At 36.5% G+C, this 13606-nt stretch carries 12 protein-coding genes and 4 pseudogenes; 8 read left to right on the top strand and 8 right to left on the bottom strand.

Going from position 1 to position 13606, the window contains the following annotated elements; genetic code table 11:
- Positions 1–81: 81 nt before the first annotated feature.
- A complete protein-coding gene (locus tag I858_RS12100; protein WP_049694625.1) occupies positions 82–816 on the top strand; it encodes a gamma-glutamyl-gamma-aminobutyrate hydrolase family protein in 735 nt (244 codons plus the stop codon).
- A gap of 158 nt (positions 817–974) precedes the next feature.
- Here the strand turns inward: I858_RS12100 and I858_RS12095 are convergent, their stop codons facing one another.
- Positions 975–1496 (bottom strand): hypothetical protein, encoded by a 522-nt coding sequence (locus I858_RS12095; RefSeq protein ID WP_065524450.1) that lies wholly within the window; start codon positions 1494–1496, stop codon positions 975–977.
- Positions 1497–1508: 12 nt separating this feature from the next.
- Positions 1509–2930: a helix-turn-helix domain-containing protein gene (locus I858_RS12090; RefSeq protein ID WP_239457144.1), complete on the bottom strand. Its 1422-nt coding sequence runs from the start codon at positions 2928–2930 to the stop codon at positions 1509–1511.
- A gap of 323 nt (positions 2931–3253) precedes the next feature.
- Between I858_RS12090 and I858_RS12085 the strand changes: the two genes are divergently transcribed.
- Together I858_RS12085 and I858_RS12080 are read left to right on the top strand one after the other, a co-directional pair.
- Positions 3254–3847: a general stress protein gene (locus tag I858_RS12085; protein ID WP_049694622.1), complete on the top strand. Its 594-nt coding sequence runs from the start codon at positions 3254–3256 to the stop codon at positions 3845–3847.
- Positions 3848–3899: 52 nt separating this feature from the next.
- Positions 3900–4769: a general stress protein gene (locus tag I858_RS12080; protein ID WP_049694621.1), complete on the top strand. Its 870-nt coding sequence runs from the start codon at positions 3900–3902 to the stop codon at positions 4767–4769.
- 45 nt (positions 4770–4814) lie between these two features.
- On the opposite strand, the gene brnQ is transcribed toward I858_RS12080, so the two are convergent.
- The 3 genes from brnQ to I858_RS12065 form a co-directional block, all read right to left on the bottom strand.
- Complete coding sequence (brnQ, locus tag I858_RS12075; RefSeq protein WP_049694620.1) at positions 4815–6131, bottom strand: branched-chain amino acid transport system II carrier protein; 1317 nt, start codon at positions 6129–6131, stop codon at positions 4815–4817.
- Positions 6132–6245: 114 nt separating this feature from the next.
- The gene (locus I858_RS12070; RefSeq protein ID WP_049694619.1) at positions 6246–6431 is read right to left on the bottom strand and encodes a CsbD family protein; all 186 of its coding nucleotides are present in this window, start codon (positions 6429–6431) and stop codon (positions 6246–6248) included.
- Positions 6432–6510: 79 nt separating this feature from the next.
- Positions 6511–6798 carry a hypothetical protein gene (locus tag I858_RS12065; protein WP_049694618.1) on the bottom strand — a complete coding sequence of 96 codons (288 nt, stop codon included), beginning with the start codon at positions 6796–6798 and terminating at the stop codon, positions 6511–6513.
- 339 nt (positions 6799–7137) lie between these two features.
- Here I858_RS12065 and I858_RS17695 point away from each other — a divergent pair.
- Together I858_RS17695 and I858_RS12060 are read left to right on the top strand one after the other, a co-directional pair.
- Positions 7138–7303, top strand: a pseudogene (locus tag I858_RS17695) (undecaprenyl/decaprenyl-phosphate alpha-N-acetylglucosaminyl 1-phosphate transferase); the annotation flags it as partial.
- A pseudogene (locus I858_RS12060) lies at positions 7282–8213 on the top strand (MraY family glycosyltransferase). The pseudogenes I858_RS17695 and I858_RS12060, both read left to right, overlap by 22 nt.
- A 92-nt stretch (positions 8214–8305) precedes the next feature.
- Here I858_RS12060 and I858_RS12055 read toward each other — a convergent pair.
- Positions 8306–9330 (bottom strand): annotated as a pseudogene (locus tag I858_RS12055) (LCP family protein).
- A gap of 168 nt (positions 9331–9498) precedes the next feature.
- Positions 9499–10133, bottom strand: a pseudogene (locus I858_RS12050) (YigZ family protein).
- Positions 10134–10288: 155 nt separating this feature from the next.
- On the opposite strand from I858_RS12050, the gene I858_RS12045 reads away from it, so the two are divergent.
- Together I858_RS12045 and I858_RS12040 are read left to right on the top strand one after the other, a co-directional pair.
- Complete coding sequence (locus I858_RS12045; RefSeq protein ID WP_049694614.1) at positions 10289–11434, top strand: sensor histidine kinase; 1146 nt, start codon at positions 10289–10291, stop codon at positions 11432–11434.
- A 27-nt stretch (positions 11435–11461) separates the two neighbouring features.
- The gene (locus I858_RS12040; RefSeq protein ID WP_049694613.1) at positions 11462–12136 is read left to right on the top strand and encodes a response regulator transcription factor; all 675 of its coding nucleotides are present in this window, start codon (positions 11462–11464) and stop codon (positions 12134–12136) included.
- A gap of 105 nt (positions 12137–12241) precedes the next feature.
- Here I858_RS12040 and I858_RS12035 read toward each other — a convergent pair whose 3' ends face one another.
- Positions 12242–12850, bottom strand: a complete 609-nt coding sequence (locus I858_RS12035; protein WP_049694612.1) for a 3'-5' exonuclease — start codon at positions 12848–12850, stop codon at positions 12242–12244.
- A gap of 133 nt (positions 12851–12983) precedes the next feature.
- Here I858_RS12035 and I858_RS12030 point away from each other — a divergent pair, with 133 nt between their 5' ends.
- On the top strand, positions 12984–13562 hold the full coding sequence (locus I858_RS12030; RefSeq protein WP_049694611.1) for a DUF4440 domain-containing protein: 579 nt from the start codon (positions 12984–12986) through the stop codon (positions 13560–13562).
- Positions 13563–13606: the final 44 nt, after the last annotated feature.

The raw sequence follows: 13606 nt of genomic DNA, 5'->3' as shown, positions 1-13606 counted from the left end.
ACACCTCTAATGTTTGCAAGTTTAGAAGTGAAGGGTATAGATGTTAAGAGATAACTTGATTTTGAGGAGAAGAGGGAAAGCATGAAAAAAGAAAATAAGCCGGTAATTGGCATCACAGCACGCGTTGAAGAAAACCTGAACTATACATTAGATTCTGTTTACAGTAATGCCGTTCTTAAAGCAGGAGGCTTACCATTAATTGTGCCGATTGTAGATAAAGAAGACATTCCATTACTATGCGAGCGGTTGGATGGATTAATTGTTATAGGCGGAGGAGATATTAATCCTACATTATATGGAGAAGAGCCTCATTTGCGTCTAGGTACAGTTTATCCAGGAGGCGATGAATATGAAAAAGAACTTATTTTGAAGTTTCTTGAGTTAGACAAGCCATTTATTGGGATGTGCCGTGGTTTGCAAATGTTTAACATTGCGATGGGAGGAACAAACTATCAAGATTTAGAATCTCAGTTTGAAGGAGAACTTTATCAACATAAGCAAAAAGCTATGAGAACTCATCGTACGCATTCAGTCACATTAGAAGAAGATAGCTTGCTATATGAAATTATGCAAGAGAAAAAATTCAATGTAAACTCGTTTCACCACCAAGGCGTAAAAGATGTTTCTGAGAAACTGACTGTGGCTGCACACGCCGCTGATGGACTCGTGGAAGCGCTAGAAAGCAGAAATCATCAATTTGCGATAGGCATTCAATGGCACCCAGAAGAGTTTGCCCTTCAAGGAGACAAAGCTTCAATAAACATCTTTGATCGCTTTGTTAAAGAATGCTTAGTGGATAAAAAGCAAAATCAATAAAGTTCTAATGCATTAAAGTGAGCAAGCAATCATATTTTAAACATCCAAGGAGTTATAGTCCCTTGGATGTTTTTATTTTTCATTATAAGTTTCAAAAAGAAAATAAAAAAGCTATCACTAAAAGAAATTAGCGATAGCTATTGTAGTCGATGATAAATTTAGAGTTGTTGCTTTTTAGTAGACCAAGGCTCAGGAACGCGAGCTTGAGCAGCCACTTCAGTGCCAATAGACCAAGGCTCAGGAACGCGGGCTTGAGCAGCCACTTCAGTGCCGATAGACCAAGGCTCAGGAACGCGAGCTTGAGCAGCCACTTCAGTGCCAATAGACCAAGGCTCAGGAACGCGAGCTTGAGCAGCCACTTCAGTGCCAATAGACCAAGGCTCAGGAACGCGGGCTTGAGCAGCCACTTCAGTGCCAATAGACCAAGGCTCAGGAACGCGAGCTTGAGCAGCCACTTCAGTGCCAATAGACCAAGGCTCAGGAACGCGAGCTTGAGCAGCCACTTCAGTGCCAATAGACCAAGGCTCAGGAACGCGGGCTTGAGCAGCCACTTCAGTGCCGATAGACCAAGGCTCAGGAACGCGAGCTTGAGCAGCTAGTTCCTTATCAGAACTAGTGTTAAATGATAAAGTGCTAAACGTTAATATAGAAAAAAATAATATAGTGACACCCTTTTTCATCACGTTCACTCCCTAATATAAAATAGTTGTATTTTTATATGCATATTTTGCTTTGCTCATGTACATTGCTGACTCTTTGTATCTTTCTTGTTGGTAATAAACATCAGCTAAATGACTTAAAAAGTAACCCATCTCAAAGAAATTTCTTGTGTTCTCTAAGCTTGGAAGCAATTTATTTAAAATAAAATTTTCAAATTCCACAAAGTTTTTATTTACTAAATGATCCAGACATATAAATTCGATATATGCTTCTTTAAAAGCTTTATTAGTTGGTGAGTTTATACTTATCTTTTTGTTTTCAACTATATCTAATCCTTTTCTCAACCACTCTTTTGCGACTGCAATACGACCAAGCTCATAATTGCATTTTATTAAAACACAATAGCTTATGAGGATGTCGGCAGGATACTCGGGATGTATATAATCTAGTGAATTTTCAGTATGAGTAATGGCTGGTTCATAATTTTGATACAAAAAGTAAGCGTATCCTATATTGTATTCTGTCGTAAAGCGTAAAATATCAATTTCTAATTTATTTCCAATAGTTAAAGCATTTTTGTAGTGTTGCATCGACATGCGAAAATTGCCAAAATGCTGATGAGTAATAGCAATATTCAAATGACATTCCACAATACGTTTTGGAATAAATTCCTGCTGGTAAATCTTTAAGGCCATCTCTGTATACTTATAAGCCATTTCGGTTTCTCGGCATTTAGTACTAGCAATTCCAATTGAATAATAAAGATCTCCAAGTTCTGAAGCAGAGATAGAGGGTGGAGCTATTTTTTCAGCGACGAGATAGGTTTTTAGTGATTTCTCAAAGTCATTAAGAATATAATTGTAATTCCCGTTGTACTTATGAAATAAGTAAAACTGCTCTTGACTCATAAATTCTCTAAATCGATCCATTTCTTTGATTTTGTCTTCGGCACTATCCAAATCACCAGTGATGATGTAATACCTGATTTGTTGGATGCTGTACTCTAACTCGACGTCTTCATCAGCGTTCAGTAAAGGATGTCCTTGGATATCGTTATATTGCTCCATAATTTGGGCTTTGTTTTGCGGGTGCAATAAAGAATTTTTGAAGTTCTTTACCAGAACTTTTCCAATTGGATTATCTTTAGGGGCTAAAGGAATGTCTAGCTTTTTGCACAAAGCTTCTAACTCTTTTAATGCGGGATCTTTAATGCCACTTTCAATTTTCTTTAATTCTCGTGGAGAGAGTATGCCAGAGGAGAATTCTTCTAAACTGATTTTTTGTTTCAATCGATGATATTTCAAGCGCATTCCCGTGTCCATTACTGCTCTCCTTTCCTTTTGCAGGGGCAGTACCTCTGTTAACCATATAGGAGAGTTGTTTTCTACCTGTCTAGTACTGTCCGAAAAGTATGAAGAAAATAGATCGCCAAGTACGATAATTGTCGCCTCCACATCCTATATTTCTTTATTTGTCTATCTTGTATCTATGATATCATCAATTTTCTAAATAAACTGCTTTTTTAGTATGAAAATAGCCAAAAATGAAAAAAAGGGAAAATATGCTTACTTCGGTAAATATTGATGAAGGAAACAATAGATAAAGCTCTTTTGATAGGTATATTGACATAAATATCTCTACTTCTAATAAAAACTACTATTATATTATTCACAGAATGATAGTTTATCGAGACTAATCAACTAAATGAAGTTAATGATTGTCTAATGATGGGTAGATATACAGTACGGTGATTTATCAAATTTATGGAGGTTTTTATATGAGTGGACATAAAAAGGTAGTAGCAGTGGTTTTTTCAGAAACTGATTTACAAAAAAAACTACAAGAGTTAAAGAACAATGGTTACAAAGAGCAAGATTTTCATATCATGGCAAAAGATACTGGACATTTTAAAGACTATGGATTTGATCGCACGGAAGTAGATACTTTTACTGATAAATTTAAAGGGTTTGTTTCAGGAGATAGTGGTGTATACGAAGGTGTAAAATCATTAAACCTTTCTGATGAAGAAACAGAACGTTATACTGCTGACCTCGCAAAAGGAGGAATTCTTTTGTATGAAGATGAAGACGAGAAAACAATTATGGACGAAATCACTAATCATGAGATTGATTCTTCGCCAGAAACGCCTACCGCTAATCAAAGAAAACAATTTATCAATTCGGTTGATAATAATTTTGATGAACAAGAAGACCGTTTTGAACATGGAGAATCATTTGCGCAAGATCCTACTTTAATAAAAGAAGAACATCATAACTCTTTTACTACTGAGCAAAAACCAGAAATTGAAAAAATTCGTGGTGGATCTAGTGAAGCAGAAAAACACAGCCAAAGTAATAAAAAGTACAAATGAACAAGCAAAAGGAAATGTCAACTTACTACAAAATTACAGGAGGTATTTAATTATGAAATCAGGAAATCGTGAATTTGAAATTGTTTATAGCGAGTCAGAGATGAAAACAGCAGTAGCGTCTTTAAAAGCAAAAGGATTTAACGAGCAAGATATTCATGTAATGGCAAACGACAAGACAATCGTAGAATCCGCCAGTGATGCAGGAGTCCATGCAGAAAAAGCCAATTCCATTTCTAGTAGTTTTAAGTCTCTTCTTAGAGGAAAAGACAGTGTTGGAAAAGAATTAGATCGCCTAAATTTAAACAGAGATAGAGCAGACGATTACAAGCGTGAAATTGAAAAAGGTGCTATTCTTCTTTATACAGATGGTCAAACAGGTTCAACAGAAGATGAGCATTTTTCATCTTTAGATGATTCGAATAACCCAATGGATCTTGAATCAGAACCTACAGGAAACGCTACTTTTGGCAAGGCAGCTCTTGCGCAAGAAAATCGTAGTGGAGATGAAATATACACACGTGAAGTTTCAAGAGAAGACCAGCATGCACGTTCAATCAATAATGATCGTTCCCAAGATTCTCGCTTAAAAGGAGATGAAATTCATCCTACTGCTGGACTGGCAAAAGACGAAGAGTCTATACGTGAAAAAGAATTTGATCACGAGCCGGGTTTGCAAACTACAGAAGGTGAAGAAAATTTGTTGCGAGAAGAGGGTATTAATCGCAGACAAAGTGAACCTTCACCAGGTGTAGATCCAAATTTAGGACCAGCTCCATTCGGTAGAGATTCGAAAGAAGAAAAATCATTGAATGATAAACAGTCATCTAATTTCGAACATGCTAAAAATCCTGAAGAACATAGAGAAATTGAAAGTAAAAAAAACAAAGACAATTTAAACCCACCATCACAACGATTCTTTTAAGTAGAAAAAAGCTTTCCCAAAATTTTTTGGGAAAGCTTTTTTATTTTAGTTAGTAGCGCGCGCGATGACAATGCCGATTAATGTTCCGGTAATAGCAGGAACTACCCAGCCAATTCCTTGCTCGAAAAGAGGGAGGTAACTGAAAATGGAATCTACTTCCTTAAAAGATATACCTGCTGAGCGCAATGCATCGAAAATACTGACTACCGCAGTTAGCGAAAAGGCAATCACATAAACAAATGGTTTGCGATCAAACACACGGTCAAAAAACGATAAAAGTACAAGAACGATTGCAACAGGGTAAATTGCTAGCAAAACTGGTAATGAAATAGAGATTAATTGTGTTAACCCAATATTTGAAATCAAAGCTGAAAAAATCGAAAAAAATAAAACGTATGCAATATAAGAAATTTTCGGGAAAATTTTAGTTGAAAATTGCGCCGTAGCAGATACAAGACCAATAGAAGTGGTTAAACATGCAAAAGTAATAGCAACAGACAAGATAATGCCACCCAGATCCCCATACAGCACACGAGCGGCCATTGCAATAATGATACCGCCATTATCCTGCAAGCCAATTGCTTCAACACTTGTAGCGCCAATATAACTTAATGATAGATAAACGACAGATAATGCAATCGCAGCAATCAATCCAGCATAGGCAGTAGCTTTTAAAATGGAGTTCGTATTTGTAACACCTTTATCTCGAATAGATTGAATAATCACAATGCCAAAGACCAATGCTGCAATGGCATCCATTGTCAAGTAACCTTGTAAGAAACTTTCGAAAAACGCTTGCGTATCATAATTCCCAATCGGTGATTTTATTGGACCCATGGGTGTCAAAAAGCTTTTTACTGCCAATAAACCAATCACGATAATCAGTAAGGGTGTTAAAATTTTGCCGATTCGATCGACTAACTTTGTTGGATTCATCGCAAATAAAACAGTGATACTGAAAAAGAGGATGGTGAAAATAGCCAGTGACCAAATTGATTCACTAGCACTCGTTGATAAAAAAGGCGCAATGCCGATTTCAAAAGCAACTGTTGCGGTTCGAGGAATTCCAAAAAAAGGACCTATTGCTAAATAAACAATCAGTGTGAAAATGATACCGAAAACGGGGTGTACACGTCCAGCGATAGATTGAAGATCTCCGCCACCTTTAGCAATCGCTAAAATTCCGAGCAGTGGAAGACCTACTCCTGTTAGTAAAAAGCCAATTATGGCAATCGCTAATTGATCGCCTGCTAATTGTCCTAAATAAGGTGGGAAAATGATATTTCCAGCCCCTAAGAACAAAGCGAATAGCATAAGTCCCAGAGTTAAAATGTCTGTTTTTGTAAGCGTTTTCTCTGTCATATTGAACTCCTTATTGAATGACATTCACACAGTTAGTTACTATAACAGAATTCTTTCATTTTTGAAAACATTAAAAAAACAAAAAAAAACTCGGTTAGAAAACCGAGTTTCTACTTATTTATTGTCTTTGTTTTTGAAATCGCCAACTTTATCTTGAATATTTCCTTTTGCTTTATCCATTTTGCCTTCAGCTTGTTTATTTGTATCATTTGTAGCGTTGCCTACTTGATCTTTTAGTTCGCCTTTGCCTTTGTTTACTGCACCTTTAATTTTGTCAGAAAATCCATTGCTATCGCTCATTACTGATTCCTCCTTTAAATTTTAGTTATTCATACAATAGCCTAATAAATCAGAAGTTAAACATATTAAAAATAATCTGCTAAGTAAATGAAAGACTCGACAAAGTTTGCTTGGCTGTGTTTTTAACAGTAATGCATAATTCTTCTGTGCTCAATCTTTCTAGTGTCTGAAGGGGGGTATGGATGTTTTTGGCAACACCAAATCTTACTTCAGCATGCTGATCCATAGATAAATCAATAAGTAAGCCCTTACAATTAATCATTTTCGCTAAGTCTGCACGAGCACGTTGATCCATTTTCAATACAGCAGCTTCATCCCAAGGTGTCCAGTCCTTTTTTGTTGAATAGACTTGCAAGGTTTCATCCATTCGGTTTCCACTCCTAATAAAATTATGGAAAATTCACTATATTATATTCAATATATCACATAAGCGAAGATAAAGTAAGTATATTTACTTATAACACAATAAAAAAACTGTATCTTATAGTGGAAGTCTATCTTTTGAAGCGAAGCGCTGCTGACAATCGATATCGATTCGGAAAGAGAGAGGTTAAAAGCAGTGCCTAAAAAAGAAACTTTATAGAAAAAGCATCGTCATTTATGCATAGAACTTCTAATTATAGGTGGTTTCTCTGTATTTCCTATGTAGACATGCTATAATATCAATAAATACGTGTGTATGAAAGTTATTTTAAGGAGGGAAGATATGCTATACCTCATGATGGTCTTGGCATTTATTGCTTCGGTTGCTTTAACGCCGATTGTCAAACGCATTGCTTTTCGTGTAGGAGCAGTTGACCGACCAAATTACCGAAAAGTTCATGCGAGAATCATGCCACGATTAGGCGGATTGGCCATATTTGGTTCATTTTTGATCGCATATTTTATATTTCAACCTCAGGATCCTATATCTAATGCTATTGAAGCTTCATATATTCCAATTGAAACTGCGATTATTATCGGTGCTTTGTTGATTATTATTACGGGTGTACTAGATGATATTTACGAAATAAGCGCCAAAGCAAAATTAGTTGGTCAACTAGTAGCTGCTGGAATTGTTGTAGTTGGTGGGGGCTTGAAATTTCCTTCATTAATTTACCATTTGGTGGTGTACTGGATTTTGGTTATTTTAGTATTCCCTTGACTATCTTATGGATTGTCGGAATAACAAATGCTATTAATTTAATTGATGGTCTCGATGGATTAGCAGCGGGTGTATCCACGGTCGCCTTATTAACATTGGCGGCGATGGCATTCATAATGGGTGACGTCTATGTTATGTCGATGGCTGCATTGTTAGCTGCAAGTACTTCCGGTTTTTTGGTTTACAATTTTCATCCTGCAAAAATATTTATGGGTGATACAGGAGCGTTGTTCCTTGGATTTATGATTTCGGTATTGGCTTTGATGGGCTTTAAAAACGTTACGGTTGTGGCGTTAATTATCCCGATTATCATGTTAGGTGTCCCAATTTCAGATACGTTTTTCGCGATTGTTCGTCGTGTTCGTGAAAAGAAATCAATCTCAGAGGCAGACAAATCTCATTTGCATCACTGTTTGCTAAACATTGGTTTTTCTCATCAGCAAACTGTTTTAATTATTTATGGAATTGCTGCTTTGTTCGGTCTTGCTGCGCTCTTATTCTCTCAAGCAACTTTATGGGGAGGACTTTTGTTAATTGGAGTTATGTTACTAGCAATTGAACTTTTCGTAGAAGTAGTTGGGTTGGCAGGCAAAAATTATCGTCCACTTTTAAATCTAGTTCGACTAATCGGCAAATGAAAAGATTGAACTTAAAGCATCGCGCTTTAAGTTCAATCTTTTTTTAGTTATAACTATATAAACAAAAGAAGAGAGACAAACCACCACAGTGTTCATTGTGGTGGTTTGTTGTCTTTATATGATTCAATGATGGTCTCGTTACGAGTTAAGTTTGAGGTATCAGATTTCATACCAAGATGACTTTTTAAGACATCTTGTATTTCCATTAGAGATTCTTCTTTTAGTTTCCAATAGTAAATACCTGTTGACATATCATCGTACCCATCAAGTGTAATGGTTTCTACATCTGGCTTTCCGTTTTTTGCATATTCAAACAATGAACTGATATTCCGGAAACTTAAATCGGTTTTCATATTATCTCCGACAGCTTCAAATACATCCCCGTATTTTGTAATAGAACCTACTGACAAAGCACGATTCATAATGGACTCTAAAATCATTTGTTGGCGTTTTCCGCGCTCGATGTCATTATCATAGTGACGAGTTCTAGCGAGAGCGAGTGCCTCGCTGCCATCTAAGAACTGAATTCCTTTTTTTAGTTCGATCGCGTTTTGCGAATCATTTTCGTCTTGTTCTGTAATGTCGTATGGAACTTCGACTTTAATCCCCCTAAAGCATCAACAACCTCAATAAATGCATCGAAATTCATACGGAGGTAGTAGTCGATTGGGACGTCTAATAATTCTTCAACACTTTCAATTGTAGAACTCGGCCCATTAAATGCATAGGCGTGGGTGATTTTGTCTTCTTTTCCGCTATCCGGAATGTAAGTATAAGTATCGCGAGGTATACTTACCAATTTAACAGATTTATCTTTGTTGTTTAACGTTGCAAGTATAAGGGCATCTGAGCGTATGTTGTCATCGCTTTGTCCACGCTCTTCGCTGTCATCTACACCAATAAATAAAATTGACATATTATCCGTAAGCGGTTCAACATTTTCGTTTTCATTTCCTGCAGACTCAAAAGCAGTATCAACAGCAGATTGTGCTTTCTTCACCAGATAAATCCCGTAAGCAGAAAAACAAATAAGTAAAGAAACGACCAAGAGTGCAATCACTTTGATCACGGTTTTCTTTTTTTCAGTTTTGGTTTTCCGATAGTTTTTTCGGTTCATATTAAGTTGCTCCTCGATGGGTTATGGGCCAACCGAATACTAAGTTCGGATCAATCCATTATTTGAAAGAATGTTCAGTTTTCTTTTAGAAAGTTTGAAAATGGAAGTTTCATTTCTAATGCTTTTGACATTATACAGTTATTTCGACAATGCGTAAATAAAATAATTTTACGAAACAGTGAATTCAAGAAATTGACTATCCTTTATACTAACATGAGCTTGACCATTAGTAAGTTCGTTGATCCAGTTTCTAAAAAAGGTTTCTTCTACAACGGGAACAAAAATATAAAGATTCACGCTTTCTGTATATTCCAAGTGGTCTAATGGAAACGTAGACTGCCGAATTTCGTTCTCAAGCTTACCAAGCCATGTATAGTCAATAGAAGTTTTCATTAAATGATGGAGCTTTCTTTCGACAATACCTGCAGCAGACAATGCTTCTGAAACAGCTTTTCCATAAGCGCGGATCAAGCCGCCACTGCCTAATTTAATCCCCCGTAATAGCGCGTAACCACCACGACTGTATCTTTTAATTTTTGTTTTTTTAACACTTCAAGCATTGGAAATCCTGCAGTTCCACTTGGCTCTCCATCATCATTCGCTTTTTGAATAGAGTCGTGCTCTCCGATAAGATAGGCTGAACAGTTATGTGTAGCTGTTTTATGAAGTTGCTTAATCGAGTCGATAAACTCGATCGCCTGCTGTTCGGTTTCTGCTCGTGCAGCATGTCCAATAAACCTAGATTTTTGGATAATTAGTTCTGCATTGCTAGTTTGACCTACAGTTATGTAATTTTCTCGCAATTTAACTCCCCCTGTTGTAGAATGAAATCAGATAATTTGTAATGTATATTTAATATGTTAGTACATATATAGTGATATACTTATTACAACCGACAAGGTATAAAGAAGCAAGCATCATACTTAGATTTAATCAGTATAGCTAAGGCGGTTTTAAAATGGCAAAAAAAATTGATGGAAAAACCCCTGATTCTATTTTTAATACAATGCTTGCAGAAATGGAACAGGCAAGGCAAGATATTTTCGTCATTAGTGAAGAAAGTCGTCTAAGTTATGAACAGATGAAAAACGAGCTAGAAGATGTTCGTACAGAAATCTCAGCTATCATTAATACAGGAGATTTTTTAGAAGAAAAAACGCGAGCCGCGCGAAGACGCTTAGCAGAAGTATCTCAGTGTTTTAGTTCTTTTACTGAAAACCAAGTGAGCCACGTTTACAAACAGGCAAATGAACTTCAAGTCCAATTGTCCTCCAATCGTAGTGAAGAAAAAAAATGTCGTCAAAAACGAGATAAGTTGCAACGACGTCTTCAAATTTTATTGCAAACCATTGAACGTGCTGAAAATTTGGTTACTCAATTGAATATAGCCAGCAGTTATTTAGTTTCTGATTTTAAAAATGTCGATGAAGCCATCGATAAAAATAAAACGACTCAGGACTACAGTCTACGTATTATTGAAGCACAAGAAGAAGAAAGAAAAAAACTATCAAGGGAAATCCATGATGGACCCGCTCAAATGATGGCCAATGTTCTACTTCGTTCTGATTTAATTGAAAGAACGTATCGTGAAAAAGGTGCAGATTCAGCTTTTCAGGAAATTACAGCGTTAAAAGAAATGGTGAGACAAGCACTTACTGAAGTAAGAAGAATCATTTACGATTTGCGGCCAATGACATTGGATGATTTAGGTTTGGTACCAACTTTAAAAAAATATATGGATACAATTGAAGAATATAACAACGGCATTCGTTTGAACTTTCTATCAAATGGAAAAGAGGAACGATTGCCTAATAATTATGAAACAGCTATTTTTCGACTCGTACAAGAAGGAATTTCGAACGCAATTCGTCACGGGAAATCGAGTGAAATTTCAGTAGAAATGAAATGGTTGAAAGACCAAGTAGATATTAATGTAACCGATAACGGCACTGGTTTTGATCAAGAAATTGTGAAACATCAGTCGTTCGGATTGGTGGGCATGAAAGAACGAATTGAATTGGTTGAAGGCAACTTTTTAATTAACTCTTCACCAGGCAATGGGACTGTGTTGATGTTTCATATACCATTTAAGAAGGGTATGTAAGTGAGGGTATTCGAGGAGGGCGACATAATGACGAAAATTATTATTATAGACGATCATCAATTATTCCGTGAAGGTGTAAAAAGAATATTAGATTTTGAAAATTCGTTTGAAGTGGTAGCTGAAGGCGGAGATGGAAACGAAGTTGTCAAATTATACGAAGAAAATCGACCAGATGTGGTTTTAATGGATATTAACATGCCGCAAAAAAATGGAGTAGAAGCTACAGCGGAATTGATTGAACAATTTCCTGATGCAAAAGTCATTATGCTGTCTATTCACGACGATGAGTCTTATGTAACGCATGCACTAAAAACAGGCGCTTTAGGTTATATGCTAAAAGAGATGGATGCAGATGCGATCATTCAAGCGATTAAAGTAGTCGCAAAAGGTGGATCTTATTTACATCCAAAAGTCACGCGTAACTTAGTATTGGAATTTCGTCGATTGAGCGAACGTGAAAACAAAGGTTCTTTCCATCAAACTGAAATTCGTCGTCCTTATCATCTTTTAACGAAACGTGAAAGTGAAGTTCTTCAATTGTTAACAGACGGTCAAAGTAATCGTGTGATTGGTGAAACTTTGTTTATCTCTGAAAAAACTGTAAAAAATCATGTGTCGAGTATTTTGCAAAAAATGCAAGTAAACGATCGGACACAAGCAGTGGTAACCGCAATCAAAAATGGTTGGGTTGAAGTAAGATAATACAAAAAGGTGTCGCTGCTTAAGTGCAGCGACACCTTTTCTTTATGACTTAGAAGTTTGTGATTTGAGCTTCTATCGAAACGTTGAAGCCTGTCTTATGCATTCTTATAACTTGTCGTAACAGTATTGATAGATGGCTGCTGTTGCTAAACAGTCTCCTAGTGCATCGTGTGCATTGTGTTCGAGTTTTAAAAAGGCGGTTAATGTGGTTAATTTGTGGTTAGGTGTTTGCGTAATAGCTCGTCTTGCTAACCTGACTGTATCAATGACTGTGTATTCTGGTATAGGCGTAATGTCTTCTAATGCGTAAAGAAAGCCCATATCAAAAGGCGCATTGTGTGCAATGATTGGCAAGCCACTAATAAATGCAATGAGTTCATGAGCTATTTCTTCGATAACCGGTGCGCTTTCTACATCTCTGTTAGTGATTCCTGTGATTCGTGTAATGGTGTTCGAAATTGAACACTGGGGATTGACCATTACATACATGGTTTCTTTACGCTCGTGATTCATATATTTAACAGCGCCTATTTGAATGATTTTATCGCTTCCAGCACGTAAGCCAGTCGTTTCAAAATCCAATACTACATAGTTTTCTACTTTTGCTGTACTTGATTTGTATTTTTTAGAGCGAGTTGGTTGCTTAGAACGCCATTGTGAACGTGTTTCTTTCATTTTTTGTTCTAAAATCTCTCGTGCGTTTCGTTTTTCCATAGGATCGCCTCCTTTATTTCTACATACTAGTGTAACGCAAAGTTAAAAAAAATTCCGTTTTAACAGATGACACAGTTTCTTCATTGTATTCACCATCTGCCTATGGCAAAATAAAGCGCAGGAGGAATGCATCATGAAAAAAATGTTAGTAGTGATAGGTATTATGTTGATACTCGTTGCATGCTCGGATTCCGAAGAGTCTTCAGTCAATGAAAATACAGTTGAAGATGGCAATGCAGCAAATGAAAACAATGCGATAGATCATGGCATTGTTGAAGATGAGAAAGAAAAAACAGAAGATGTTGGCTTTACAGTAGATGATGAAGGCAATATTATAGCAGCGGATGTTCCAGAAGAACCAGCGAAAGAGTTATTGACAGCTTATAAAGAATACATCGACGCGTTTAACTCTGAAGATATTGATCGGTATATGAAAACGATCGCAGAAAACCCAGATGGATTTGACCGAGAAGAAGATCAAGCGGCATTAATTCAAGCATTTGCTGCTTATGATAGCGTGTACGAAACAAGCGATGAAACGATTGTAAAATATGAAGAAAATCGTGCAGAAGTTTTTGCTTCACTTAATGTAAAAATGAAAGCAGCGAATTCAGAAGATGCAGTTGAACAGACAGCACGCCAAGTGGTTATATTTAAAAAAGAAAATAACGAATGGAAAGTAAGTGGAGTTCATTTAGTTGGAAACCAATAAAAAACTCGCTTTTTGCGGGTTTTTTTGTTAGGATATTTTATTTG

It is taken from the genome of Planococcus versutus, assembly GCF_001186155.3.
GTDB lineage: Bacteria > Bacillota > Bacilli > Bacillales_A > Planococcaceae > Planococcus > Planococcus versutus.
Note: the sequence above shows the minus strand (reverse complement) of the source record. Positions and strands in the feature narration are given on the sequence as shown.

Excerpts from the sequence above, each read along its gene's own strand:
- I858_RS12030 (WP_049694611.1), top strand. The coding sequence starts at position 12,984 with ATGAAAAAAATGTTAGTAGTGATAGGTATTATGTTGATACTCGTTGCA.
- I858_RS12065 (WP_049694618.1), bottom strand. The coding sequence starts at position 6,798 with ATGGATGAAACCTTGCAAGTCTATTCAACAAAAAAGGACTGGACACCT.
- I858_RS12100 (WP_049694625.1), top strand. The coding sequence starts at position 82 with ATGAAAAAAGAAAATAAGCCGGTAATTGGCATCACAGCACGCGTTGAA.
- I858_RS12085 (WP_049694622.1), top strand. The coding sequence starts at position 3,254 with ATGAGTGGACATAAAAAGGTAGTAGCAGTGGTTTTTTCAGAAACTGAT.
- I858_RS12095 (WP_065524450.1), bottom strand. The coding sequence starts at position 1,496 with ATGAAAAAGGGTGTCACTATATTATTTTTTTCTATATTAACGTTTAGC.
- I858_RS12045 (WP_049694614.1), top strand. The coding sequence starts at position 10,289 with ATGGCAAAAAAAATTGATGGAAAAACCCCTGATTCTATTTTTAATACA.
- I858_RS12080 (WP_049694621.1), top strand. The coding sequence starts at position 3,900 with ATGAAATCAGGAAATCGTGAATTTGAAATTGTTTATAGCGAGTCAGAG.
- I858_RS12040 (WP_049694613.1), top strand. The coding sequence starts at position 11,462 with ATGACGAAAATTATTATTATAGACGATCATCAATTATTCCGTGAAGGT.
- I858_RS12070 (WP_049694619.1), bottom strand. The coding sequence starts at position 6,431 with ATGAGCGATAGCAATGGATTTTCTGACAAAATTAAAGGTGCAGTAAAC.
- brnQ (WP_049694620.1), bottom strand. The coding sequence starts at position 6,131 with ATGACAGAGAAAACGCTTACAAAAACAGACATTTTAACTCTGGGACTT.
- I858_RS12035 (WP_049694612.1), bottom strand. The coding sequence starts at position 12,850 with ATGGAAAAACGAAACGCACGAGAGATTTTAGAACAAAAAATGAAAGAA.